The sequence below is a fragment of the Mycolicibacterium sp. SMGY-1XX genome, from assembly GCF_059132455.1.
The window spans coordinates 4,339,095-4,364,919 of the sequence record NZ_CP101139.1 but is presented as its reverse complement, the minus strand read 5'-3'; the positions used below and the strand labels follow the sequence as shown (position 1 = coordinate 4,364,919).

23 protein-coding genes are annotated in these 25,825 nt (G+C 68.0%); 15 read left to right on the top strand and 8 right to left on the bottom strand.

What is annotated here, in order from left to right; translation table 11 throughout:
* The first annotated feature begins 179 nt into the window (after positions 1–179).
* The 4 genes from NL241_RS21045 to arr all read left to right on the top strand — a co-directional run bounded on the left by NL241_RS21045 (position 180) and on the right by arr (position 3,751).
* Positions 180–1,829: a PP2C family protein-serine/threonine phosphatase gene (locus tag NL241_RS21045; protein ID WP_494394942.1), complete on the top strand. Its 1,650-nt coding sequence runs from the start codon at positions 180–182 to the stop codon at positions 1,827–1,829.
* Positions 1,826–2,908 (top strand): cobalamin B12-binding domain-containing protein, encoded by a 1,083-nt coding sequence (locus NL241_RS21040; protein WP_494394941.1) that lies wholly within the window; start codon positions 1,826–1,828, stop codon positions 2,906–2,908. Before NL241_RS21045 ends, NL241_RS21040 begins: the two co-directional genes overlap by 4 nt.
* Positions 2,905–3,249: an STAS domain-containing protein gene (locus tag NL241_RS21035; RefSeq protein WP_494394940.1), complete on the top strand. Its 345-nt coding sequence runs from the start codon at positions 2,905–2,907 to the stop codon at positions 3,247–3,249. The genes NL241_RS21040 and NL241_RS21035 overlap by 4 nt, the downstream gene beginning before the upstream one ends.
* Positions 3,250–3,331: 82 nt before the next feature.
* Positions 3,332–3,751 (top strand): NAD(+)--rifampin ADP-ribosyltransferase, encoded by a 420-nt coding sequence (gene arr / locus NL241_RS21030; protein WP_494394939.1) that lies wholly within the window; start codon positions 3,332–3,334, stop codon positions 3,749–3,751.
* A 10-nt stretch (positions 3,752–3,761) separates the two neighbouring features.
* Here the strand turns inward: arr and NL241_RS21025 are convergent, their stop codons facing one another.
* Genes NL241_RS21025 through NL241_RS21010 form a run of 4 tightly spaced genes read right to left on the bottom strand, consistent with a single transcriptional unit; the run spans position 3,762 to position 8,717 of the window.
* Entirely contained in the window at positions 3,762–5,156 is a 1,395-nt protein-coding gene (locus tag NL241_RS21025) for an HNH endonuclease signature motif containing protein (RefSeq protein ID WP_494394938.1), read from the bottom strand.
* Positions 5,157–5,190: 34 nt separating this feature from the next.
* The gene (locus tag NL241_RS21020; protein WP_494394937.1) at positions 5,191–6,339 is read right to left on the bottom strand and encodes a hypothetical protein; all 1,149 of its coding nucleotides are present in this window, start codon (positions 6,337–6,339) and stop codon (positions 5,191–5,193) included.
* Positions 6,340–6,345: 6 nt separating this feature from the next.
* The gene (locus tag NL241_RS21015) at positions 6,346–7,485 is read right to left on the bottom strand and encodes a hypothetical protein (RefSeq protein ID WP_494394936.1); all 1,140 of its coding nucleotides are present in this window, start codon (positions 7,483–7,485) and stop codon (positions 6,346–6,348) included.
* The gene (locus NL241_RS21010; protein WP_494394935.1) at positions 7,485–8,717 is read right to left on the bottom strand and encodes a metal-dependent hydrolase family protein; all 1,233 of its coding nucleotides are present in this window, start codon (positions 8,715–8,717) and stop codon (positions 7,485–7,487) included. The genes NL241_RS21015 and NL241_RS21010 overlap by 1 nt, the downstream gene beginning before the upstream one ends.
* A 228-nt stretch (positions 8,718–8,945) precedes the next feature.
* Between NL241_RS21010 and dop the strand changes: the two genes are divergently transcribed.
* The 4 genes from dop (at position 8,946) to prcA (ending at position 12,287) form a co-directional block, all read left to right on the top strand.
* A complete protein-coding gene (gene dop, locus NL241_RS21005; RefSeq protein WP_487694912.1) occupies positions 8,946–10,442 on the top strand; it encodes a depupylase/deamidase Dop in 1,497 nt (498 codons plus the stop codon).
* A gap of 77 nt (positions 10,443–10,519) precedes the next feature.
* Complete coding sequence (locus NL241_RS21000) at positions 10,520–10,714, top strand: ubiquitin-like protein Pup (RefSeq protein ID WP_487694910.1); 195 nt, start codon at positions 10,520–10,522, stop codon at positions 10,712–10,714.
* The gene (gene prcB, locus NL241_RS20995; RefSeq protein ID WP_494394934.1) at positions 10,711–11,574 is read left to right on the top strand and encodes a proteasome subunit beta; all 864 of its coding nucleotides are present in this window, start codon (positions 10,711–10,713) and stop codon (positions 11,572–11,574) included. The genes NL241_RS21000 and prcB overlap by 4 nt, the downstream gene beginning before the upstream one ends.
* Positions 11,571–12,287 (top strand): proteasome subunit alpha, encoded by a 717-nt coding sequence (prcA, locus tag NL241_RS20990; protein ID WP_487694907.1) that lies wholly within the window; start codon positions 11,571–11,573, stop codon positions 12,285–12,287. The genes prcB and prcA overlap by 4 nt, the downstream gene beginning before the upstream one ends.
* A 4-nt stretch (positions 12,288–12,291) precedes the next feature.
* On the opposite strand, the gene NL241_RS20985 is transcribed toward prcA, so the two are convergent.
* The 3 genes from NL241_RS20985 to NL241_RS20975 form a co-directional block, all read right to left on the bottom strand.
* A complete protein-coding gene (locus NL241_RS20985) occupies positions 12,292–13,305 on the bottom strand; it encodes a PE-PPE domain-containing protein (RefSeq protein WP_487694906.1) in 1,014 nt (337 codons plus the stop codon).
* A 126-nt stretch (positions 13,306–13,431) separates the two neighbouring features.
* Positions 13,432–14,427 (bottom strand): AraC family transcriptional regulator, encoded by a 996-nt coding sequence (locus tag NL241_RS20980; RefSeq protein ID WP_494394933.1) that lies wholly within the window; start codon positions 14,425–14,427, stop codon positions 13,432–13,434.
* Between the two features lie 33 nt (positions 14,428–14,460).
* Positions 14,461–16,221 carry an alpha/beta hydrolase gene (locus tag NL241_RS20975; RefSeq protein WP_494394932.1) on the bottom strand — a complete coding sequence of 587 codons (1,761 nt, stop codon included), beginning with the start codon at positions 16,219–16,221 and terminating at the stop codon, positions 14,461–14,463.
* 119 nt (positions 16,222–16,340) lie between these two features.
* On the opposite strand from NL241_RS20975, the gene pafA reads away from it, so the two are divergent.
* From pafA to NL241_RS20940, 7 genes are all read left to right on the top strand, one after another.
* Positions 16,341–17,699: a Pup--protein ligase gene (gene pafA, locus NL241_RS20970; RefSeq protein ID WP_487694902.1), complete on the top strand. Its 1,359-nt coding sequence runs from the start codon at positions 16,341–16,343 to the stop codon at positions 17,697–17,699.
* A 61-nt stretch (positions 17,700–17,760) separates the two neighbouring features.
* Complete coding sequence (locus tag NL241_RS20965; RefSeq protein WP_487694987.1) at positions 17,761–18,741, top strand: helix-turn-helix transcriptional regulator; 981 nt, start codon at positions 17,761–17,763, stop codon at positions 18,739–18,741.
* Positions 18,738–19,715: a helix-turn-helix transcriptional regulator gene (locus NL241_RS20960; protein WP_487694901.1), complete on the top strand. Its 978-nt coding sequence runs from the start codon at positions 18,738–18,740 to the stop codon at positions 19,713–19,715. The genes NL241_RS20965 and NL241_RS20960 overlap by 4 nt, the downstream gene beginning before the upstream one ends.
* A gap of 41 nt (positions 19,716–19,756) precedes the next feature.
* Positions 19,757–20,026 carry a Sec-independent protein translocase subunit TatA gene (gene tatA / locus NL241_RS20955; RefSeq protein WP_487694900.1) on the top strand — a complete coding sequence of 90 codons (270 nt, stop codon included), beginning with the start codon at positions 19,757–19,759 and terminating at the stop codon, positions 20,024–20,026.
* Positions 20,027–20,103: 77 nt separating this feature from the next.
* Complete coding sequence (gene tatC, locus NL241_RS20950; RefSeq protein WP_487694899.1) at positions 20,104–21,036, top strand: twin-arginine translocase subunit TatC; 933 nt, start codon at positions 20,104–20,106, stop codon at positions 21,034–21,036.
* Positions 21,023–23,803: a DEAD/DEAH box helicase gene (locus NL241_RS20945; RefSeq protein ID WP_494394931.1), complete on the top strand. Its 2,781-nt coding sequence runs from the start codon at positions 21,023–21,025 to the stop codon at positions 23,801–23,803. Before tatC ends, NL241_RS20945 begins: the two co-directional genes overlap by 14 nt.
* Positions 23,804–23,893: 90 nt before the next feature.
* On the top strand, positions 23,894–24,757 hold the full coding sequence (locus tag NL241_RS20940) for a DUF4333 domain-containing protein (protein WP_487694895.1): 864 nt from the start codon (positions 23,894–23,896) through the stop codon (positions 24,755–24,757).
* A gap of 5 nt (positions 24,758–24,762) precedes the next feature.
* Here the strand turns inward: NL241_RS20940 and NL241_RS20935 are convergent, their stop codons facing one another.
* Complete coding sequence (locus NL241_RS20935; RefSeq protein ID WP_487694894.1) at positions 24,763–25,725, bottom strand: 5'-3' exonuclease; 963 nt, start codon at positions 25,723–25,725, stop codon at positions 24,763–24,765.
* Positions 25,726–25,825 lie beyond the last annotated feature (100 nt).

Genomic DNA, 25,825 nt, shown 5'->3' with positions numbered 1-25,825 from the left:
TGTGCGGGCCGTGGAAAATGTGACGGTTTTCTTTCCTTTCTCAGCCCTGTTTTACCTGTTGACGGGGCCAGACGGGGGTGCACGGTGAGTGGTTGGGGGTTCGCTGGAGGGATTGTCGGCGCGTAGGGTGAGGCACAGGCGCGGCGCACCGCCCGTGCCTGCCGAGCCGAGGAGGAGTCGTGAGTCGAAGCACTCCCGTCGACTCCGGTAGCGAACTCGACCAGTGGGCGGTGATTCCGCATCCGGTGATCGTGGTGGACCGCTCGGGTGGCGTCCGTGCGCTCAGCCGGTCCGCGCAAGCTCTGGTGAAAACCCTTGCCGTGGGCGGCAACTTGGAATGGGATGCGCCGACATGGCTATGGCATGCCCACGAGCACTTCTTCGGGATCGATTCGACGACAGAGCCGGCGCAGGTCTCCGGGAGGGTGGGGGACCGCCTCCTGGCCGCGCGCCCGGTCTGTCTACCCGGCGGTGACGTCGCGTGGTGGCTGATCGACGAACCGGCCCACCTGCTCCGAGAATCGCAGGCGGCCCTGGCCCGTGAACAGGAACGCGCGGCGCTGCTCGACGAGACGTCAGCGGTGTTGATGGCGATGCTCAACGTCGACCGCTGCATGGAGGCGGCGGCTGCGCTGGCCGCTGAGCACCTGGCCGATGCGGCGGTGGTGGTGGCGCCGTTCGGCGGTCGTCATCTCGATGTGGTCTACAGCGGTCCGGACGGGACGACGCAGGCGAGCCGGGTCGACGCTGATCCCGCCGCAGTCCCCGGGCTGAGCGAGGCGTTAAACGGATTCCCGCCCGTGCCGTCGCGTTGGCTCGATGCTGCGACCCTCCCGGATTGGCTCATCCCGCAGGGTTGCCCCGATCGGGTGGGTTCCGTGGTGATCACTGCGATGCCCGGTCACGGTGCCCCGGCCGGAGCGCTGGTGCTGTTGCGCAGCGATAGGCGGGAGACACTGACCGAGGCCGACGAACAGTTCGCCCGGTTGTTCGCCGCGCGCGCCGGCGCGGCACTCTCCGCGGCCCGCTTGTACACCGAGCAGGCGTCCATCACACGCACCTTGATGCGAAATCTGCTGCCCCCACAGCTTGATCGCCTACCCGGCATCGGGCTGGCCGGTGGGTACCGCGCCTCCGACGACCACCAGATGGTCGGCGGGGACTTCTACGACGTCCACCCCGCGTCAACCGCCGACGGCGAAACCCTGGTGCTGCTCGGCGACGTCTGCGGTAAGGGTGTGGAGGCGGCGGTGCTGACCGGCAAAGTCAGAAACACCTTGCAGGCGCTCGCGCCGCTGGCCGGCGACCACGCCGCGGTCCTAACCCTGCTGAACAATGCGCTGCTCTCTGCCGATCGCACGCGCTTCGTCACCCTGGTGCTGGCGTCCGTGGCGCGGCGCGACGGCGGGGTGGTGCTGAGGTTGACCAGCGCCGGTCACATGCCCCCGCTCATCGTGCGCAACAACGGTGGGGTCGAAGAGGCCGATACGCAGGGGATGCTTGTCGGCGTGGTGCCGGACATCACCTCGCGGACGTTCGAGACGTCACTGGCGCCGGGTGAAACGTGTCTGCTGTACACGGACGGGGTCACCGAGGCGCGTGGCGGTCCGCTGGGTACGGAGATGTTCGGGGAGCATCGGTTGGCTGCCGAGTTGGCTCACTGCGCCGGCATGCCCGCCGAAGCGGTGGTGGAGCGCATCATGATGCTGACGTCGCAGTGGCTGGGCCGACGCGCCCACGACGATATCGCCGTTGTGGCGATCACCGCGCCGCGTCGCACCCGGCTGAGTGCGGTCGACGGCCACACCGCGGGACGGTTCACTGCATGACACCTTCCTCCATCGACGCGACGGCCGGGCATGCCCAGCTTCGTGACCAGCTCTGGGGTGCTGTCATCGGCGGTGACGAATATGCCGCGGCGGCAATGATATTCGCGGCTGCGGAGGCCGGAATCTCGCCGGAGGAGCTCCTTCTCGACGTCATTGCGCCCGTGCAGAGCAAGGTGGGGACCGAGTGGGCCGCCTGCCGCATCACCGTGGCGCAGGAGCACGCTGCCACCGCCGTCAACGACCGGGTGATCGCAGCGCTGGCGCACCACCCGGCGAGCAGTCGCACACCCAGCGCTGGGCGGCTCGTGGTGGCGTGCGTCGACGGTGAATGGCATGCGCTGCCGGCCCGATTGCTTGCCGAGGTCCTGCGGCTCCGTGGTTGGCAGGTCGAATTCCTGGGGGCGCAGGTGCCCACGCCCCATCTGGTGGCGCACGTGCACCAACACGGGCCGGATGCCGTTGCACTGTCGTGCTCCATACCGACGCGTCTGCCCACCGCGCACAGTGCGATCGCCGCCTGCCATGCCGCCGGAGTGCCTGTGCTGGTCGGAGGCGCCGGGTTCGGTACCGACGGGCGTTACGCTCACCTGCTGGGGGCCGACTCATGGGCACCCGACGCTCGTACCGCGGATACTCAACTGCGCCAAGGGCTCACACGCGGAAAGCCGGTCATCCGTCAACCCCACGACGATCTTCCTCACCTGACCGATCAGGAGTACACGATGGTCACCAAGACTGCGGCTGCGCTGGTGACGGCCACCATGGCGACTCTCGACGAGCGCTTCCCTGCCATGCGGGCCTACACCGACGCACAACGCCAGCACACCGCTGCGGATATCGCCCACATCGTGGACTTCCTGGCCGTCGCGCTCTATACCGATGACCCGGATCTCTTCACCGGGTTCATCGCGTGGACCGGTGACGTGCTCGCCGCCAGGGGTGTCCCTGCGGCTTCGCTGCATCCGGCTCTGGACCTGCTCACCACACAGTTGCAGGACTTCCCGCGTGCGCGGCGCATGCTCGAGACTGCGCACCAGGGTATCGACGGTGCGGCGGCCGAACAGGTGGTCAGCGCATGAAATTGACCATCACCACCGACGTCGCCCACCGGTCCGCCACCGTGCATGTCTCCGGCGACCTCGACTTCTCCACCACCGGTGCCCTCCTCGGCGCGGTAACCGAATTGCTCACCCCCGCTGGGGCGTTGCGCGGTTTGCATCTGGATTTTTCGGGCCTGGAATACTGCACTTCGTCGGGGCTGGCGGGATTGATCGACATTCACCGGCAGGCGGCCGAGTCGGGAACGCATCTGAATCTCGATCACCGGCCCGCCCAGCTGAACCGGATGATGGTGCTCACGGGAACGCTCGAGATGTTGACCGGGGAGGTCGCCCGCACCGAAACCACCGAACTCGGCTGAACCGATCCGTCGTCCCATTCTCACTGTAAGCCAGACCCGGGGGCTTGCGGCAAGACCCCGTTCAGGTTGCACAATCGCCGGCATGACCAGACCTTTTGAGGTGCACGAGTCGGGCGCGTATCTGCACGGCACCAAAGCGGATCTCGCGGTGGGCGATTTTCTGACACCCGGCCGGCGATCCAACTACGACCCGGAACGCATCATGAACCACGTCTACATCACACAGACCCTCGATGCCGCGGTATGGGGCGCCGAGTTGGCCGTCGGTGAGGGACGCGGACGGATCTACATCGTCGAGCCGGAAGGCGCCGTGGAGGATGACCCCAACGTGACGGACAAGAAACTCCCGGGCAATCCGACGCGCTCTTACCGCACGCGCGAACCGGTGCGCATCGTCGGCGAAATCACCGACTGGGTGGGGCACACCCCGGAACAACTCGCAGCCATGCGTGACGGATTGGCCGACCTCGAGCGCCGCGGGCTCGCCGTCATCTACGACTAGCGTGCAGCAATCAGCTGGCTGCTGGTGGTTGGAATGGGGTGTACCACCACCATTGGGCGCGTTCCCCGGTGGGGCCGGGGCACGGTGGGACATTGGGTGGCTGTGTGGTGGGTGGTCGGGCCAGGGATGCGTTGGTGAGTTGTCGGCCGGCGGCGTCGGTGACGACGAGCTGGTGGGCGGGGCCGGTGAGCGTGATGCGGCCGCGGTGGTGGGCACGGTGGTGAAATGGGCAGACCAACACCAGATTCGATGGTTCGGTGGGGCCGCCGTCCTCCCAGTGGATGAGGTGATGAGCGTGCAATCCGCGGGTGGCTCCGCAGCCGGGGACCGCGCAGGTGCCGCGGTCGCGGTGTTCCAGAGCTCGGCGTAGCCGGCGGCTGATGGTGCGGGTTTCCCGCCCGGCGCCGAGGGGGTGGCCGTCGCGTTCGAACCAGACTTCGCAGGTGGCGTCGCAGAGCAGGTAGCGGCGGTCATCGTCGGACAGCAGCGGCCCCAGATGCAGGGCGGCGGTGCGGGTTTTGACGTCGAGGTGCACGACGACGGTGGTGCGGTGTCCGTGTGGGCGGGCGGCGACGTCGGCGTCCCAGCCGGCGTGCACCAGGCTCATGAATCCGTCGACCGGGGTGGGGAACGGTGGGGTGGTGTTGGAGGTGCCGGTGGCGTGGTCGCGTTTCCAGTCGGCGACCAGGGCGTCGCGGTGGGAGTGCAGGGCGGCCTGGAATTCTGCGGCTTCATGGTGGGGCAAGGTGATGTGCCAGGTGACCGACTGGTCGTCGCTGGTGTGGGTGATGGACCGCTTGGGTTGCCGGCGTGGCGGTTCCGGTCGTGACTCAGGCCCGGGTCTCGGTTCGGGCGGGGGTTCGGGTGAGGGCTCGGACGTCGATCCCGCTGTCAATTCCCAGGGCGCGGGCTGTGATTCCCAGGGCTCGGGTTGGTACTCCGGTTCCGGCTCGGGTTGCGGTTCGAGGGTGGGTGTGGGTTTGGATTCCAGGTTCACCGCATGGCGGAGTTGTTCGACGGTGGCGTGGGGGATCAGTTGGGCGTAGTGCTCATCGGAGCCGTTGGCGGCGCGCTCGGCGATGACCCCCATTTGATCCAGTGACACCCGGCCTTGCCGCACCATGGCCGTGCAGCGGGGGAATTCGGCGAGACGTTGCGCGATGGTGGTGAAGATGTCGGCGTTGCGCGGTGAGACCCCGAGTTTCCAGGCCACCAGTGCTGGTATGGATTTGGCGCCGGTCATACCGGCCAGTCCGTCACGGTCGATCTCGGCGATGATCTCCACGATGCGGCCGTCGATCGCATTGCGCTGTCCGGCCAACTCTGCAAACTCCTCGAACAACACATCGAGCCGCTCCTTGGGTGACACCTCCGGAGCGGCGAAAGATGTTGCGGTCGAGGACATGCCACCATCAAAGCAGAAGGGTACGACAAAAAACCTAGCGCTCCAAGGTCAGATACGCGTCGCGGCCGGCCAGGCTGACCGCCACGTCGGCGATCAGCGGATCGAAGAACCGTTGCCGATACAGGGGATCCACCGAGGTGCTCACGGTGAAGTACAGCCCGGACAACACGGACACGAACAGCGACGTGTGCACCACGGTCTGGGGAACCGGCACGTGCACGCCGAACCACGTTCCCGCACAGGGTGGCTCGCCTACCGGGCAGCTCTCCTGCGACGACCACAGCACCGTCACGTCATCGGGGACGGCGATGATGCCCAGCGCCAGGAAGAACGCGAAGATCCCGGCGGTGAAGAACACCACCTGGATCGCCTGGGACACCACCATGACGGCGACGACGTTGATCTGCTCGGCCACCGACAGTGGGGTGCGCTCGGAACGGCCGGACAGGTCCGCCAACGGCGTATCCACCAACAGCGCGGCCGGGTCGGACTGCTCGGAGCGGTCCTCGCGCAAGGCGCGCACCTCGTCACGAATCGTGGTGACCATGAACAGAAGTGCGATGATCGCCAGGAATCCGACTGTCTGCCAAAGTCTCTCGCGGCTCATGCGGGCGGCGAGCTGCCACAGTTCGCCGGTGAAGTACACCACCACGGTCAGCATCAGCACCGGCAGCGCGCGGCTCATCAGGTTCCCCAGGGCACCCAGCTGAATGGAGGCGAACCGGAAGGCCCACAACGCAATCGACCCGAATCCCAGGTAGGTCAGCCAGATCGTCAGCAGTGTCACCAGCAGGAACACCGGCGCTTCAGCCACCGCCGCGGCCGACCAGCCGTCGACGGTCACCGGCATCACCACCACGAACATGGCCATGACCAGCAGCGCGGCCGTGCGCCTGCCCCGCTCAGAGGCGGCAGTGTCGCGCTGGTGCAGCACATTCAACACGAACGGCGCCGCGATCAGCAGCACCGCGATGATGCCCAGCCGCACGATGTACCCGTAGTCCGGGTCGTCGCCCGTCCAGCGCGCCAGCGCCATCGCGGCCGCGGTCAGGGCGCCCACCCCGGCCACGGCGGGGGCCGACCGCTCGATCAGCGCGTGCGAGCGCACCCGCCGGGTCAGCACCAACGGCAGCCCCCGGTGCAGGAACCAGTCGTGCACGCGCTGCATGTCGGCCACGGCCATATTGTGTCAGCGCTCCGCGGTGACCGTCCGGTAGCGGTCGCGCGCCACCATCGTCAGCCGCAGGTCTTCGACCAGCGGGTCCAGAAAGCGGCTGCGCTGATCGGCATCGGCCACTGCACGGGCGCTGATGTACATGAACGTCAAGGCGCCCAGGAACATCGCGGTCTGGATCAGCGCATCCGGTGCCGGGATCGTCATGCCCAGGAACTGCCCGTCCGAGGTCCCGTTGCGTGTCCACGCGGCCAGCAGTTCCGGGCTCAACAGGATCAACCCGAGGGTGAAGAAGATCAGCGCCGTCACGATCGACACCGTCAGCACCTGCACGATCTGGCTCAGCGCCAGGACGAAGCCGACATTCAACCGTTCGGCACGCGACAGCGGCACCCGCCGCGGCCGGTCCGGCATGTCCTCGAACGGGGTGCCGACCAGGCTGGCGGCGTCCTCGGCTTTCTTGGCGTTCGGGTCGAGGATGGGCCGCACCCGCTCCATCGTGCTGGACACCAGGAACACCGCCGCGACGGCGAACAGGAACAGCAGCGCCAACCACAGGCGTGGCCGACTGACCGTCGACGCCATCACCCACACATAGGAGTTGAAGAACACCAGGACGGTCAGCAGCACCACCGGTAGAGCCCGGACGAACAGGCTGCCCACCGACGCCAGGTTCTCCATCGTCACCCGGGCCGACCACGCCAGGATGGCACCGACTCCTGTTGCGGTACAGACCAATATCAGGGCGACGACGATGGTGTCACCGATGATGTTGACCGGTTCGTGTGCGCTCACTCCACCGAAGAACGCGCCGGCATAGATCACCAGGATCGACAGGCCCGACGCGACGGTGCGCCAGCGAAAGTCCAACCGCGAGACCAGCCATCCCACCAGGGCGGCCACCGGCACCACGATCAGCAGCAGTCCCAGGACAAACCATTCGGTGCGGGTGGGCGCGCCATCGATGTCGATGGTGTGTTGCCCCGTGACCGCAACCACCAGTACCGAATTCGCCATGAGCACCGCGAAGCCGCTCAGCGCCGGCGCCGAACGCGGCCACACCCGGCGTACCAGCGAGCCCGGGCGAAGCACCGCCGGCAGGCCATGCCGCAGAAACCAACTCTCGGCGGCCACCCGCTCAGGGTTGTCTGTCATCAGGGCACCGTGAATCCGCCGCGGTTGCTGGCCGGCCGGCCGTCTTTGATCACCAACAGGATGTTCTCCGGCATGCCGAGGGAGTCGATGTCCTGGAGTGGATCACCGCGCGTCACAACCAGATCGGCGAGCTTGCCCGCGGCAACCGTGCCCAACCGGTCGGCGACACCGCACAGTTCGGCGGAGGCGCTGGTGCCCGCCACGATCGCCTGCATCGGGGTGAGCCCGCCGAACCGCACCAACAGTCCCAGCTCGGCGAGGTTGGTGCCGTGGGCAGGTGAGAGTCCGGCATCGGTGCCCACCGCCACGCGAACGCCGGCCGCCACCGACGCAGCCAACGAATCATGGGCCAGAGCGTGCCATTTGGCGCTCTTGGCGGCACCCTGAGGGGACGCCGTCACCGGCGTCATGGTCTCCAGCAGGGTCGGCACCAGGAAGGTGCCCTGCGCCACCATCTGGGCGCGCAGTTCGTCATCGATTTCGTAACCGTGCTCGATGCTGTGCACCCCGGCTTCCACCGCCGCGCGGATGCCGGCGTAGCCGATGGCGTGGGCGGCCACCGGCCGGCCGCCGAGGTTCTGCCCCTCTTCGACGATCGCGGCGATCACCTCGCGGCGCATACCCAGCCAGGACGGATCGTCGTTGGGGGAGGAGACACCGCCGCTGGAAGCCACCTTGATCACGTCGGCGCCGGCCCGGATGAGTTCGCGGGCACGAAGCCGGGCCGCATCCACCGAATCCACGAGGCGGGCGCCGATCAGCGGGCCCAGATCGAGACCTGACGGCAGATGGAGGTCCGCGTGCCCGGCCGTCTGCGACAGCATGTTGATCGCCACCAGCAGCCGCGGTCCTTCGATGAGCCCGTCGGCCACCGCCTCCCGCACGCCGGGGTCGATGCCCATCAGGTCACGGGCGGTGGTCACCCCGTTGTGCAGCGTCACCCGCAGTCGCTCGAGCAGACGGAACAGCTCGTACGAGGGCGGCTTGAGGGCATGCTCCAGTGGTGAGCCGCCGGCACCGGGCAGTGCGAAGTGCACGTGGCAATCGAAGAACCCGGGGCACACGGTGTGGCCGCCGAGATCAACCCGGGTGACGGGCTCCGCCGAGGTGTAGGTGGACTCGGCCCCGGCCCAGCCGATCCGACCGTCCTTCACGAGCACCGCGGCCTGCGTCACCGGGTCGGCGCCGGAGCCGTCGATGAGTGTCATGTTGTGCAACAGGTACGTGGTCATAACGTCCGTAACTGCACCACACAATCGCCGCACGAGTAGGCCCCTCGGGTAATCAGGGCCGGCCCTTCCTCCCCCTCGTACCTCGGGCTCGTCGACCGGCCTGGGTGCTTTGGGGCCGGCCCTTCCTCCCCCTCGTACCTCGGGCTCGTCGACCGGCCTGGGTGCTTTGGGGCCGGCCCTTCCTCCCCCTCGTACCTCGGGCTCGTCGACCGGCCCTAGGCTGGTCCCATGCAAAGGATCATCGGAACCGAGGTCGAGTACGGCATCTCGTCGCCGTCCGACCCAACGGCCAATCCGATCCTCACGTCGACGCAGGCGGTGCTGGCGTATGCGGCCGCCGCCGGAATCCAGCGCGCCAAGCGCACCCGCTGGGACTATGAGGTGGAGTCGCCGCTGCGTGACGCCCGCGGATTCGACCTGAGCCGGGCCTCCGGCCCGCCGCCGGTGGTCGACGCCGACGAGGTGGGCGCGGCCAACATGATCCTCACCAACGGCGCCCGCCTGTACGTCGACCACGCGCACCCGGAGTACTCCGCACCCGAGGTCACCGACCCGATGGACGCCGTCATCTGGGACAAGGCCGGGGAACGGGTGATGGAAGCCGCCGCCCGCCACGTCGCGAGCGTGCCGGGGGCCGCCAAACTGCAGCTCTACAAGAACAACGTGGACGGCAAGGGTGCTTCCTACGGCACCCACGAGAACTACCTGATGAGCCGCCAGACCCCCTTCTCGGCGGTGATCGCCGGTTTCACCCCGTTCCTGGTGTCGCGCCAGGTTGTCACCGGCTCGGGCCGGGTGGGTATCGGCCCGTCGGGCGACGAGCCCGGTTTCCAGCTGTCTCAGCGCGCCGACTACATCGAGGTCGAAGTCGGCCTGGAGACCACCCTCAAGCGCGGCATCATCAACACCCGCGACGAGCCGCATGCCGACGCCGACAAGTACCGCCGTCTGCACGTGATCATCGGCGATGCGAACCTGGCCGAGACGTCCACCTACCTCAAAGTCGGTACCTCGAGCCTGGTGCTCGACCTGATCGAAGAGGGGATCGACCTCTCTGATCTGGCGCTGGCCCGCCCCGTGCACGCGGTGCACGTCATCAGCCGCGACCCCAGTCTGCGGGCCACCGTCGCCCTGGCCGACGGCCGGGAGCTGACAGCGCTTGCGCTGCAACGCATCTACCTGGATCGGGTGGCCAAGCTGGTGGACAGCCGCGACCCTGACCCGCGTGCCTCGCACGTGGTGGAGACGTGGGCCAATGTGCTCGATCTGCTGGAACGTGACCCGATGGAGTGTGCGGACCTGCTCGACTGGCCGGCCAAGCTGAGGCTGCTGGAGGGGTTCCGCAACCGCGAGAACCTGGCCTGGTCGGCGCCGCGGCTGCACCTGGTGGACCTGCAGTACTCCGATGTGCGCCTGGACAAGGGGCTCTACAACCGCCTCGTCGCCCGCGGGTCGATGCAGCGGCTGGTCACCGAGCAGCAGGTCCTCGACGCCGTGGACAACCCGCCGACGGACACCCGCGCGTATTTCCGCGGCGAGTGCCTGCGCCGCTTCGGCGCCGACATCGCGGCGGCCAGCTGGGATTCGGTGATCTTCGATCTGGGCGGCGATTCGCTGGTCCGGATCCCCACGCTGGAGCCGCTGCGCGGTAGCAAGGCCCACGTCGGTGCGCTGCTGGACTCGGTGAACTCAGCCGTGGAGCTGGTGGAGCAGCTGACAAATTGATTTCACGGTGATCCGGGATGCCCGGCAATCCGGGCGCTGACCGGTACTGTGGAGGAACCTAGTTAGAGGAGGCAGCGATGGCTCAGGAGCAGACCAAGCGTGGCGGTGGCGGCGGCGATGACGACGATTCCACCGGCAGCACGGCCGCGGGCCAGGAGCGTCGCGAGAAGCTGGCCGAGGAAACCGACGACCTGCTGGACGAGATAGACGACGTCCTGGAGGAGAACGCCGAGGACTTCGTCCGCGCATACGTCCAAAAGGGCGGCCAGTGACCTGGCAGTTCAACAACCGCTTGAATACCAGTTCCCCCATCTCCGATCTCTCGTCTTTTTCTGACCATCTGCGCCGCGAAGCGCCGCAGTTGTTGCCGACGGGCGGTGTCCAACCGGTTGGCAGCGGTGCTGATCTGCCGCACGGGACCACGATCGTCGCCCTGAAGTACCCCGGTGGGGTGCTTATCGCCGGTGATCGGCGCGCCACCCAGGGCCACATGATCGCCAGCCGCGATGTGCAGAAGGTGTATGTCACCGACGACTACACGGCCACCGGCATCGCGGGCACCGCGGCCATTGCCGTGGAGTTCGCCCGGCTGTACGCGGTGGAGCTGGAGCACTACGAAAAGCTCGAAGGTGTGCCGCTGACGTTTGCCGGCAAGGTGAACCGCCTGGCCATCATGGTCCGCGGCAACCTCGGGGCCGCTCTGCAGGGCTTCGTGGCGCTACCGCTGCTGGTGGGCTTCGACGTCGACGACCCGGACCCGGCGGGCGCCGGGCGCATCGTGTCGTTCGACGCCGCGGGTGGCTGGAATCTCGAGGAAGAGGGCTACCAGTCGGTGGGCTCGGGCTCGATCTTCGCCAAGTCGTCCATCAAGAAGCTGTACTCGCGTGTCACCGACGCCGAATCGGCTTTGCGGGTGGCGGTCGAAGCGCTCTACGACGCCGCCGACGACGACTCCGCCACCGGCGGACCGGATCTGGTGCGGGGCATCTATCCCACCGCGGTGACCATCGGTGCCGAAGGGGCCGAGGAGATCACCGAGGCGCGGATAGCCGAACTGGCTCGCGAAGTGATCGCAAGCCGTTCCCGCACAGACACTTTCGGACCCGACGCCGGTGAGGCCCCAGTTTCATGAGTTTCCCGTATTTCATCTCGCCCGAACAGGCGATGCGTGAGCGCAGTGAGCTCGCCCGTAAAGGCATCTCTCGCGGTCGCAGTGTTGTGGTGCTGGCATACGCCGACGGTGTGCTGTTCGTCGCCGAGAACCCGTCGCGCTCGCTGCAGAAGGTCAGCGAGCTCTACGACCGGGTGGGCTTCGCCGCCGTGGGCCGGTTCAACGAGTTCGACAATCTGCGTCGCGGTGGCATCCAGTTCGCCGACACCCGCGGCTACGCCTACGACCGCCGCGATGTCACCGGCCGCCAGCTGGCGAACGTGTACGCCCAGACGCTGGGCACCATCTTCACCGAGCAGGCCAAGCCCTATGAGGTGGAACTGTGCGTCGCCGAGGTGGCGCACTACGGTGAGACCAAGGCGCCCGAGCTGTACCGCATCACGTATGACGGATCCATCGCCGACGAACCGCATTTCGTCGTGATGGGCGGTACCACCGAACCCATCGCCACCGCGCTCAAGGACTCCTACGCCGAGAACGCCAGCCTGGGCGACGCGGTGAACATCGCCGTCAACGCGCTGCAGGCCAGCGGCGCCAACGGTGAGCAGCGCACCCTCGGTCCGTCCACCCTCGAGGTGGCGATCCTGGACGTGAACCGACCCCGGCGTGCGTTCCGCCGCATCACCGGGGCCGCGCTCGATGCGCTTCTGCCGCAGGCGGAATCTGCCGAGTAGTCGGTCAGGCCGCTTCGGCCTTGTGGTCGGGCTTGTCGGCTGACTTGTCGGCGCGCGCCCGCTTCGAGGGCCGGTCGTTGTGCTCGTCGGAGCGCGATCGCTTCTGGGTGGCATCCGAGGTGGAATTGCGCTCGGCCTTGCGTTCCCCGGCGCGCTTCTTCACTGTCCGCTCAACGTCGTCCTCGTCGGAGTTCGCCTCGGCCGCCGGAGCGTCGTTACGCGAATAACCCGCGTCCACGATCTGTTTGAGCGGCTGCTCGATGGCCGACACGATCCGCTCGTCGACGTTGAGGTCTCGCAACGGTTGCAGCAGCGGAAGGCGGTCGTTCTGAATGAAGTACGACGTGGTGGTCCCGCCTAGGCTGTTGACCGTCTCGGTGACGTCCCGGTCCGGTATCGCCGAGAGATCGGCGTCGGGTCCGTAGGAGATGGGGTGCACGTAGACGATCCCGGCCAGCGCGTTGAGCGTGGCGATGAGATTCAGCGGACGGTCCGGGAAATCGGCCAGGCCGTCGTACTCACGAGTGACGATGATGGTGTCGTACGGTGTGTCCGGTGCGGGCAGGAACGTCACGCCGATGAACGGGACGTGCAGTCCCGGCAGCCTGCCGCCGATGCCGGTGGCCGAGCTGGGGTCGCCGACGGCCACGAACACCACGTCGTCGGCTGCTGGTCGGTCCTGCTCGTCGAGCGCCATGAGCGCGCGTTTGGCGTCGGCGATCGCGAGCGCGCCCTGCGATACACCGGCAATGCGCACCGGGCCGTCAGCATTGCCGAGGATGTCGACGATCGCGTCGGCGCCGACGTCGATGGAGGCGTCCATGTGGGTGTAGGCGCGGGGATAGGTGACGTTCTGGGCGCCGGTGAGGTAGCCGTCCAGCAGCCAGTTGATGTCACCGTCGGTGACGGTCCCGGTGCCGGAGAAATCCGTGCCGCCCAAGAAGTAGGTGGGTGTCGGGGGAGCGCTGACCGGGCTGAAAACCAACGCGGTGGCCAGGACGGTTGCGGCAGCGGACATCAGCATCTCCTGAATGTGTTGTGCGGCAGCCTCGTTGGCGGACCGCCGCGACCTTTCACGCCGACTCTAAGGTCGGGTGCAGCGCAAGAAGAGGACGTTAGCGCTCAGGTTTTGTGACCCAACCGCTCATTGGCCGCCGCGGTACGAGCTGGGCGGGCTGCCGGTCCACCGGCGAAACGCCCGACGGAACGCGCTGGGCTCGGAGAACCCGAGGCGTTCGGACAGGGCGTCGACGGTCTCGCGCCCACCCACCAGGCTGGCCACCGCCTCGTCCCGCAGCACGTCCTCTTTGAGCCGGCGGAACGAGGTGCCCTCGTCGTGCAGCAGCCGCCGCAGGTGCGGGGTGCTGACGGTCAGCAGTTTGGCGGCGGTCTGCAGGGAGACGGCTCCCGGTGTGCTGCTGTGCTCCAGGATCCTGCGGACCCGGCTGGCGGCGCTCGAACGGTAGTGCTGACGAAACAGCAGAGCACTGGGCGATTCTCGGATCAACTCGCGCAGGGTGTCTTCGCTCTGGACCACCGCCGAACGCAGGTACCGCTCATCGAAGGTGAGTGCCGCCGTCTCGGCGCCGAACTCCGGCGCCACGCCGTAAACCGATTGGTACTCCGCTGATTCGGCTGGACCGGGTCCGGGCAGTCGGATACTGCTCAGTTCGATGTGCTCGCCGATCAGCCAGCCGGCGAAGCGGTGCACCACTGCCAGGAATATCGCCGCGACGGGTTGGCTGAGGTGGGGGTGGGCCCGCCCCCCGAGCACCAGCCGGGCACCACCCTCGATTTCGACGAGCCCGACCTTGAAACCCATTCCGATACCCACGAATTCGGCCAGGCGTCGGAGCGCGTCGCCCAGTGTCGGGGAATGGATCAGACCCAGGGTCATCATGCGAAAGGTGCCGCGCGGAACGGGTTTCGGGCCGGCGCCCACCAACTCGTCATCCGAAATGTCCCACAGCGCCTGGACAAGGCGCGCCGCCTGCGCTTCGGTCACCCGGGCCGCGTCGGCGCTCACCAGTTCCGCCGGGATGGCGGCGATCTCCAGCGCCTCTCGCGCGTCGTACCCACCCGCGCGGGCCAGGTCCAGCGCGGCGCGCACGAACTGGATAGCGACGGTGCGGCCCCCCACGGTCGTGAAGTTATCACCCGGCAACGGCGCCGGTCAGCGCGCCAGATTGACCCCTTCGACATCAAGTGCTTTCCAGTCGCCGGTGATCACCGCCAGGATGTTGTGCCACGCATCCGACGGTTCGTTGATCACGGCGCTGTGCGCGGCGGGCCCGGCCATCGGGCTGCCGTCGAGGCGATAGCCGGTGTCGAGGCGCACCACACCAGGCATGGTGTCGGGATCGGCGCCGTGTGGGCTCAGCGGAAGTCCTTGTACCGCCTCGATCCAATCCCCGGGTGCGGTCATCGAGAACCGTTGCACCTCAGGGTTGCGGTTGTGCCAGTCGTCGGGGCCGTCGACACCGATACCCGCGCCGGCGGCAGCGACGTAGACCGTGCGATCGGCGGTCAGGCCCAACTGCTCGGCCGTACCCAGGATCGACCCGCCGTAAGAATGCCCGATATAGGTCACCGGGATGTCTCGGCCGGCGGCCGCCACCGCCCGGTGGACATCCTCACTGAACGCCACCAGTCGTGGGGCCATGTCCAGGGCATATGTGGGCTTTCCGGCGTCGATCACCCCGGCGGCCCAGGCACCCGTGGGGAACGGTCCACCCAAATAGGTGAGCATCGCGACGTCACCGCCGCCGGCCGCGACGAACCGCCGTGAGGTCTCGGTATCGGCTGCCGATCCCGCGATGGTGGTGTTCAGACCCGGAACCACCACGCCCACACTGGTGGCCGTGCTCAGATCGCCGGTGAGTTCCACGAAGGACGCGCGGTCGGGGTCGAAGGCGATGAGCTGACGGGGTACCTCGGCGCCGTCGCGGTTCGTGGGATCGGGCACATCGGCCAGCAGCCCCTCGTAGAAGTCGATGCGGGCCGCCGCTTCCCGGTCGTGGGTGGCCACGATCGCCGCCCGCACGGCGGGGTCGGCATGGGCGGCCAGCCACAGCCGTTCGGCACTGCCGTCGTCGAGTCCCAGTCCGGCGGCGAACATCCGGCGTACCTTGTCTTCGGCGGGTATGTCCACGATCCGGCGTTGCTCGAGGATGGCGTCCGCGACGTTGATCCGGTTGGCCGCCATCCGCATCGGCCACGGCACACCGTCGGTGTTGCCCACTTCTCGTGGCGCATCGATGACCAGCTGCTCGCGCTGCGCTGCGGGCATGGACGCCAACTGTTCGGCGATCCGGTCCTGGCTCATCCCGGACCACGCTCCTACGATCTCGCGCGGTGTCATGGTCCAGGCGCCGGCCGGCACCGTGGCCGCCGGCGGGGGACCGTGGGTGAACGCCACGTCGATCTCGCGTGCGGTCTCGCGGTCGGCAGCGCCGAGGCGATGCAGCGCTGTCACCAGTTCCCGGGTGAGTTCGGTTGCGCGCGTGGCCATCATCTCTGCCGCCACCGTCTCCGCCCCGCCACACAGCAGCCGCAGTAGCTCCGGCGCAGCGGCCGGAGCCGTCACCACCCCGTCCTCGGCCACGCCGTAACCTTCGGCGGCGGCGCTGTCGGCGATGTGCAGCGCATCGCGGCGGGCCTGCCCGATCTGCCGCGCACCGTCGCGGGCGGCCGCCGCCGCGGCGATCAAGGCGCGCGCGGCCCGGCGGCCCGGCGCCGTGAGCTCCTCGACGCGGGCACGGGCTTCCTCGGCCGCCGACCCCGACCAGAACTCCGTCGTGCCGAGCGCTGTGCGGGCCACCTGATCCAGGTGGATCTGCACCCCGCCTGCGGCGTGATCCCACGCATCGGCAAGGTCGGCGAGCGTCTCAGGCTGCCATGCGCGGGCCTGCGAAACCGACGGTCTTTCCGGCATGGCGCATGGTGGCACCGCGACCGGAGGGCAGGTCGACACTCATCCACAGGACGCGTCGACCGAACCGTTACGGCGTGCTTGCCCACCACCGTGACCGACCAGCTTGTACGCTCGAAGACGTGCAGCGACGAATCATGGGTATCGAGACCGAATTCGGTGTTACCTGCACCTTTCACGGCCACCGGCGGCTCTCGCCGGACGAGGTGGCCCGCTACCTCTTCCGCCGGGTGGTGTCGTGGGGCCGCAGTTCCAACGTCTTCCTCCGCAATGGCGCGCGCCTCTACCTGGACGTGGGCAGCCACCCGGAGTACGCCACCGCCGAATGTGACAGCCTGATCCAGCTCGTCACCCATGACCGTGCAGGTGAACGGGTGCTCGAGGACCTGCTGATCGACGCCGAACAGCGCCTGGCCGACGAAGGCATCGGCGGCGACATCTACCTGTTCAAGAACAACACCGACTCGGCGGGCAACTCCTACGGCTGCCACGAGAACTACCTGATCGTGCGCGCCGGCGAATTCTCCCGCATCTCCGATGTGCTGCTGCCGTTCCTGGTCACCCGCCAGCTGATCTGCGGTGCCGGCAAGGTGCTGCAGACGCCGAAGGCCGCCACGTTCTGCCTGAGTCAGCGCGCCGAGCACATCTGGGAGGGTGTCTCCAGCGCCACCACCCGCAGCAGGCCCATCATCAACACCCGCGACGAGCCGCACGCCGACGCCGAGAAGTACCGCCGGCTGCACGTCATCGTCGGTGACTCCAACATGAGCGAGTCCACCACCATGCTCAAGGTGGGCACCGCCGCGCTGGTGCTCGAGATGATCGAGGCCGGGGTGCCGTTCCGCGACTTCTCCCTGGACAATCCCATCCGCGCCATCCGCGAGGTCAGCCACGACCTCACCGGCCGGCGCCCGGTGCGGCTGGCCGGTGGCCGGCAGGCCAGTGCCCTGGACATCCAGCGCGAGTACTACGCCCGCGCCGTCGAGCACCTGCAGACCCGCGAACCCAACCCGCAGATCGAGCAGGTGGTCGACCTGTGGGGCCGTCAACTCGACGCGGTGGAGAGCCAGGATTTCGCCAAGGTCGACACCGAGATCGACTGGGTGATCAAGCGCAAGCTGTTCCAGCGCTACCAGGACCGCTACAACATGGACCTGTCCGACCCGAAGATCAGCCAGCTCGACCTGGCCTACCACGACATCAAGCGTGGTCGTGGGGTGTTCGACCTGCTGCAGCGCAAGGGTCTGGCGGCCCGGATCACCACCGACGAGGAGATCGAAGAAGCCGTCGAGACGCCGCCGCAGACCACGCGCGCCAAGCTGCGCGGTGAGTTCATCAGCGCCGCGCAGGAGGCCGGTCGCGATTTCACCGTCGACTGGGTGCACCTCAAGCTCAACGACCAGGCGCAGCGCACGGTGCTGTGCAAGGACCCGTTCCGGGCCGTCGACGAACGGGTCAAACGGCTGATCGCGTCGATGTAAGCCTGGCGCGGGGCAGACCTCTAAGGTCTCATCCGTGGGGATCTCCAAAGTCGAACGCCTGATGAACCTCGTCATCGCGCTGCTGTCGACTAACGGTTACATCACCGCGGAGCGGATCCGCCGCAGCGTCGCCGGGTACAGCGACAGCCCCAGTGACGAGGCGTTCTCGAGGATGTTCGAACGCGACAAGAACGAACTGCGCGACCTGGGCATCCCACTGGAGACCGGTCGGGTGTCATCGTTCGACCCCACCGAGGGGTACCGGATCAACCGGGATGCCTACGCGCTGCCCGATATCGAGCTGACCGCCGACGAGGCGGCCGCGGTCGCGGTGGCCACCCAGCTGTGGGAGTCACCCGAACTCGCAACCGCCACCCAGGGTGCACTGCTGAAACTGCGCGCGGCGGGGGTGGCCGTGGAACCGGAGACGGCCGCCGGCGTCGCCATTTCCAGCGCCGCTGGACTGCCCGGTTTGCGGGGCTCCGAGGACGTGCTCGGCGTGCTGTTGGCGGCGACCAATTCGGGTCGCGCCGTTCAGTTTCCGCACCGGGCGTCGCGCACCGACCCCTACACCGTGCGTACCGTCGAGCCGTGGGGTGTGGTCACCGTCAACCGGCGGTGGTACCTGGTCGGCCATGACCGTGACCGCAACGCCACCCGTACCTTCCGGCTGTCCCGCATCGGAGATGACGTCAAGGCCGTCGGCCCGGAGGGCGCGGTGACCAAACCCGACGGAATCGATCTGCGCGCCATCGTCACCCAGGTGGTCGGTGAGGCGCCCAGCGGCCTGCTGGCCCGGGTGTGGGTGGCCGACGGCCGCGCCACCGCGTTGCGCCGGGCCGGAACCGCGGTCGGACCGCACACACTCGGGGGCCGCGCCGGGGAGATCGTCGAACTCGACATCGGGTGGCGGGACCGATTGGCCCGCGACGTCGCCGGTTACGGCCCCGACGCGGTGGTGCTGGAGCCGGCGTGGCTGCGCGAGGACGTGATCGAACGACTGAAAGCGCAAGTGCCCCTAGCAGGAGCGGATCGCCCATGAGCAACGTGTCGACTCGGTTGGTCCGGCTGCTCAACATGGTCCCGTACTTCCAGGCCAACCCGCGGATCACTTTCGCCGAAGCGGCCAGCGATCTCGGCGTGACCACCAAACAACTGCGTGACGACATCAACCAGCTGTGGATGTGCGGCCTGCCCGGTTACGGCCCGGGCGACCTGATCGACTTCGCCTTCCCCGGCGAGGACACCATCGAAGTGACGTTCTCGGCCGGCATCGACCAACCGCTGCGGCTGACTTCCCCGGAGGCCACCGGCCTGCTGGTGGCGTTGCGCGCGCTGGCCGATGTGCCGGGTGTGGTGGATCCCGAGGCGGCCCGCAGCGCCATCGCCAAGATCGAGTCGGCGGCCGGAGCGGTGTCGCACGGCGTATCGGCCGAGGCGGAACCCGCACCCGCGGAGAGCCGTGCTGCCGCGACCGTCCGCGAGGCGGTGCGCAGGGAGAGAGCTCTGGTCATCGAGTATTACTCGGCCTCGCGGGACACGCTGTCGAGCCGGCTGGTCGACCCGATCCGGATCCTGCTGGTGGGAGACCACAGTTACCTGGAGGCGTGGTCCCGCGAAGCCGAAGGGGTGCGGTTGTTCCGCTTCGACCGGATCGTCGACGCCACCGCTCTGGAGGAGCGGTCGGCGCCGCCGGAGCCGGTGCTGCAGAACCCGCCGGACACCTCGCTGTTCAGCTCCGACGCGGACTCGACGCTGGACCCGAGCCTGCAGTCGGCGACACTGCGGATCGCACCGGCAGCGTCGTGGATGTTCGAGTACTACCCGCTGCGCTCGATCCGGGAGTTGCCCGACGGTCATTTCGAGGCCGAGATGACCTATGGCAGCCCGGAGTGGATGACGCGGCTGGTGCTGGGTCTCGGGGACGTGGTGACCGTCCTGGCGCCAGCGGAATTGGCGACGCAGGTGCGTGACGCCGCGGTCGCCGCACTGGGCGCATACGCGGCAGCGGGGTAGCATCGCAAGCGCACGGCCCGAACAATCTGGAGGTAACCGAAGTGGGTGCTCTGCAACCCTGGCACTGGATCATCTTGATCGCGGTGTTCGTGCTCTTGTTCGGCGCGAAGCGGCTGCCGGATGCGGCTCGCTCGTTGGGCAAGTCGATGCGCATCTTCAAGTCCGAGGTCAAGGAACTTCAGAACGACAAGGAGCAGCCGACGGTGACGCCGCAGCCTCCGACGGTGACGCCGACTGTGGTGCAGTCCGAGCGGGTGGACACCCCGCAGCCTGCCCCGGCTCCGAGCCCCACCGACGCCCGCCCCGCCTGACCACTGCGGACACCAGCCAGCCCACCCTCGGGTGCGGCTGGCTGACCGTGTCTTGACGACGCGAAAAGCTTGAGACTGTGAAGACCCCCGGCGTGTTCAAACGGCTCGACCCTCGTCGACGTCGCGCCAAGACGAACCCCGACGGCACGATGTCGTTGGTCGACCACATCCGGGAGTTGCGTACCCGGATGCTGATCTCGGCTGCCGCGGTGGTGGTCACCACCATCTTCGGGTTCTGGTGGTACAGCCACGGTCTGTTCGGCTTGGACAGCCTGGGTGAGTGGTTACGCGGCCCGTATTGTGCGCTGCCGGCGTCGGCGCGCGCCGAGATCACCCCCGACGGCGGGTGCCGGCTGCTGGCGACGGCGCCGTTCGACCAGTTCATGCTGCGGTTGAAGGTCGCGCTGCTGGCCGGCATCGTGCTTGCCTGCCCGGTGTGGTTCTACCAGTTGTGGGGTTTCATCACGCCGGGGTTGTACGCCAAGGAACGCCGGTTCGCCGTCGGGTTCGTGGTGTCGGCCGCGGTGCTGTTCATCGGTGGCGCACTGCTGGCCTACTTGGTGCTGTCGAAGGCGTTGGCCTTCCTGCTGACCGTCGGCAGCGACGTGCAGGTGACCGCGCTCTCCGGTGACCAGTACTTCAGCTTCCTGATCAACCTGCTGCTGGTGTTCGGTGTGGGTTTCGAGTTTCCGTTGCTGATCATCATGCTCAACCTGGTCGGTGTGCTGCCGTACGAGAAACTGAAGGCGTGGCGGCGTGGGCTGATCATGGCGGTGTTCATCTTCGCGGCGTTCGCCACGCCCGGTTCGGACCCGTTCTCGATGCTGGCGCTGGGGCTGTCGCTGACGCTGTTGATGGAGTTCGCCATCCAGATCGGCCGCATCCACGACAAGCGCAAGGCCAAACGGGAGGCCCGAGAAGAGCTGGCCGACGACGAAGCGTCCACCATCGGAACACCGAGCCCCGTCGAGGCGCCCACCCCGGTGCCCGCCCACGATGACATCACCTGAGGTGGCCACGCCCGGCGAACTGGCGAAATTCAGCGCGGAACTGCCTTTTCCGCTCGACGGTTTCCAACAGCGTGCGTGCGTGGCTCTGGAGAACGGTCACGGCGTGCTGGTGTGCGCCCCCACCGGTGCCGGCAAGACGGTGGTCGGTGAGTTCGCCGTCCACCTGGCGTTGGCGGCGGGCCGGAAATGCTTCTACACCACACCGATCAAAGCGCTGAGCAACCAGAAACACACCGACCTGGTGCGCCGCTACGGTCCGGAACGCATCGGGCTGCTGACCGGCGACGTGTCGATCAACGCCGACGCGCCCATCGTCGTGATGACCACCGAAGTGTTGCGCAACATGCTGTATGCGAATTCTCATGCGCTGCAGGGTCTTTCGTACGTGGTAATGGACGAGGTGCACTTCCTGGCAGACCGGATGCGCGGCGCGGTCTGGGAAGAGGTGATCCTGCACCTGCCTGACGAGGTGCGGCTGGTCAGCCTGTCGGCGACGGTGAGCAACGCCGAGGAGTTCGGCGGCTGGATCCAGACCGTGCGCGGCGACACCACGGTGATCGTCGACGAGCACCGTCCCGTGCCGCTGTGGCAGCACATGTTGGTGGGCAAGCGGCTGTTCGACCTGTTCGACCTCGACAAGCACCGGCCCGAGGTGAATCAGCAGCGCCTGCTGGTCGATCCGGAGCTGGTCCGCCACATCGCCCATCGGCGCGAAGCCGAGCGGCTCACCGATTGGCAGCCTCGCGGCCGTGGTCGCTCGCCCCGCGACCGGGACCGGGGCCGGCCCAGCTTCTTCCGCCCGCCGAGCCGGCCCGATGTCATCGCCACGCTGGACCGCGAAGGCCTGCTGCCCGCCATCACCTTCGTGTTCTCGCGGGCCGGTTGTGATGCCGCGGTCAAACAATGCCTGCGTTCGTCGCTCCGGCTGACCACCGACGAGGACAGGGCGCGCATCGCCGAGGTCATCGACCGGCGCTGCGGTGACCTGCCCGACGCCGACCTGGCCGTCCTGGAGTACTACGAGTGGCGGGAAGGCCTGCTGCGTGGTCTGGCCGCCCACCATGCCGGGATGCTGCCGATCTTCCGGCACACCGTGGAGGAGTTGTTCACCGCCGGCCTGGTCAAGGCGGTGTTCGCCACCGAGACGCTGGCGTTGGGCATCAACATGCCGGCCCGCACGGTGGTGCTGGAGAAGCTGGTCAAGTTCAACGGTGAGCAGCACGCGCCGCTGACACCGGGGGAGTACACCCAGCTGACCGGGCGCGCCGGCCGCCGCGGTATCGACGTGGAGGGCCACGCGGTGGTGGTGTGGACCCCGGAGGTGGAACCCGCCGAGGTAGCCGGCCTGGCGTCCACCCGCACCTTCCCGCTGCGGAGTTCGTTCGCGCCGTCGTACAACATGACCATCAACCTGGTGCAGCAGATGGGGCCCGAGCAGGCCCGTCGGCTCCTCGAGAAGTCGTTTGCGCAGTACCAGGCGGACAGGTCGGTGGTCGGTCTGGTGCGCGGTGTCGAACGCGGCGAACGCATGCTCGACGAGATCGCTGCCGAACTCGGTGGTCGCGACGCGCCGATGCTCGACTACGTCCGGCTCCGCGGTCAGATCTCCGAAAAGGAGCGCGCGCAGGCCAGGTCCTCGCGGCTGCAGCGCCGCCGGGCCGCCAGCGACGCCCTGGCCTCGTTGCGCCGCGGCGACATCATCACGATCACCGGGCGGCATGGTGGTCTGGCGGTGGTGCTGGAATCCGACAAGGACAGCGACGAACCCCGGCCGCTGGTGCTCACCGAACATCGGTGGGCCGGTCGCATCTCGTCGGCCGACTACGCCGGCGGTCCCGGTCCGATCGGCACCATGGCGTTGCCCAAGCGCGTCGAGCACCGGCAGCCGAGGGTCCGTCGTGACCTGGCGTCGGCGTTGCGCTCGGCGGCCGAGGGGTTGGTGATCCCCGGCGGGAAACGAGGCCGCGGCCAGGCCGCTCAGGAACGTGATGTCGACCCCGAGCTGATCGAGTTGCGGGAACGGATGCGGCAGCACCCGTCACACGGTGCCGGCGATCGCGAAGCCAGGACACGGGTCGCCGAGCGGTATCTGCGGGTCGAGCGGGACAACGCGCTGCTGCAGAAGAAGATCGGCGTTGCCACGAATTCCCTGGCGCTGACCTTCGACCGGATCGTCGGGCTGCTCACCGAACGCGGTTTCATCACAGAAACCGGCACCGACGCTGCCGATCTGAACGTCACCGAGGACGGCCGGTTGCTGGCCCGGATCTACAGCGAGAGCGACCTGCTGGTCGCCGAGTGCCTGCGCACCGGGGCGTGGGACGGTCTGGCGCCGGCCGAACTGGCCGCGGTGTTGTCCGCGGTGGTGTTCGAGACCCGTGGAGGTGACGGTCCCACGGCACGGGCGTACGAGGTGTCCAGCGCGGGGGTGCGGCGCGCGCTGGCACAGACCCGCCGATTGTCCGGGCAGCTGCGCGCCGACGAGAACCGGCACCGGATCGCGCCGTCGCGGGAGCCCGACGAGGGCTTCGTCAACACGATGTACCGCTGGGCCACCACCGGTGACCTGTCCTCGGCGCTGGCGGCTTCCGATGAGGCCGCCGCAGGTTCGACCTTGTCTGCGGGCGATTTCGTGCGGTGGTGCCGGCAGGTCCTCGACCTTTTGGACCAGGTGCGTAACGCCGCCCGTGAACCCGCGCTGCGAACCGCGGCAAAACGTGCGATCAACGACGTGCGGCGCGGCGTCGTGGCTGTTGATGGCGGGTAGGGTGTTGCCAGCGATACGGTTGGATGCGGCAAGCCGAGCGCCTGGCGGATGGCTATGTCGAGCGCCAGTGGAAGAGGATGAGGAGAGACGATGACCGGACCTCAGGGAACCGATCCGACGCAGCCCTGGCAGGGGCAGCAAGGTCAGGATCAGCCCTCCAGTGGTTCGTCCGACCAGCCCACCGGCGACGCCCCGCATTGGCAGCAGCCGTCGAACGAACAGCCCACCACGGCCACTCCCGCGTGGCAGCCGCCCAGCGGCGGGCAGTCGGTTCAGCCCACCCAGCAGGCGCCCAGCTGGCAGCCGCCGGCGTATCCGCCTCCGCAGCAGCAGTATTCGCCGTATCAGTCGCCGGCCAGCGGCCAGACCTCGGGATACAACCCGCAGCAGTACCCGACGCAGGGCCAGCCCGGTTACCCTCAGCCCGGCGCCTACCCGCAGTACGGGCAGCCCGGCCAGTACGGCCAGCCCGGGCAGCAGCCGCAGTACGGCTACCCGGGCCAACAGCCGCAGTACGGTCAGCCCGGCCAGCCCCAGTACGGTCAGCCGGGGCAACCGCAGTACGGCCAGCCCGGGCAGTATCCCTACGGTCAGCAGCCCGGTGACGAGGGTTCGAAGAAGTCGATGGCCGCGGTCGGCACCATCCTGGGCGTGCTCGGCGCCATCATCGTGGCCGTCGTCCTGGTACTCGGCTTCTGGAAGCCGGGCTTCTTCGTCACCACCAAACTCGATGTGACCAAGGCTCAGGAGGGTGTGCAGCAGATCCTCACCGATGAGGCCAATGGCTACGGCGCCACCAATGTCGAGGACGTCACCTGCAACGGCGGCGAGAGCCCGACGGTGAAAAAGGGCGACACCTTCGACTGCGAGGTGAGCATCGATGGAACCAAGCGCCAGGTGACGGTGACGTTCCAGGACGACAACGGCACCTATGAGGTCGGCCGGCCCCGCTGATCCCGCTAGTCCAGCTGGTCCAGCGCCTGCTGTAGCCGGCCGATCGACGAACTGACCCCGTACGCCTTCGCGAGGTCGGCCACCTTGCGGGGATGTGCGGCGGCCAGCGGCAGCGCATCCGTGTCGGTGGACAGCGTGACGGGTGCGTCGGTGGCCACCCGCACCACGGTCCCGGCCACCTCCAGATAGTCGGCAGCCGCCTTCAGCTTGGTCCGAACACCTTTCGGCACAGACGATTTCGGGTCTTCGGCGGCACTGAGAATGCCGTCGAGGGACTTGTGCTGTGCCAGCAGTGTCGCCGCGGTCTTCTCGCCGATGCCCGCAACGCCGGGCAGTCCGTCGGAGGGGTCCCCGCGCAGCACCGCCAGCTCCGCGTAGGCCGCACCGGCGCGTTCGGCGGGCAGCGCGTACTTGTCCGCCACCTCTTTCGGACCCCACAGCACCGCCTTGGCCAGCCCCTGGCCGAGATAGAGCACCCGCACCGGCACCGGCTCGTCGGTGACCACCTGCAGTAGATCGCGGTCGCCGCTGACCACCACCACCGGATCGCGACGTTCGCGGGCAGCCAGCGTGCCCAGCACGTCGTCGGCTTCGAACCCCGGCGCCCCCGCGGTGGCGATCCCGAACGCGTCGAGCAGTTCCATGATCATCTCGACCTGCGGGGTCAGCTCATCGGGAACCTCTTCGACATCCGGTGTGCCGTCCGGGTTTTCCTGCTCGACGCGGTGCGCCTTGTAGGACGGGATGAGGTCCACCCGCCATTGCGGCCGCCAGTCCAGGTCCAGGCACACCACCAACCGTCCCGGCCGCTGCTGGGTCACCAGGGTGGCTATCGCGTCGAGGAATCCGCGCACCGCGTTGACCGGGCGGCCGTCCGGGGCCTTGATCGAGGAGGGCACCCCGAAGAAGGAGCGGAACCACATGCTGGCGCCGTCGAGCAACAGGACCGGAGAGGAAGTGGCGGGCACGCGCTCATCCTGCCAGCCGGGTTCGGACGCCATCTACGGTTCTGGTCAGTAGAAGTGCCACTCGGCGGGTTCCATAGGTTAGCCTTGCTTCACACTCAAC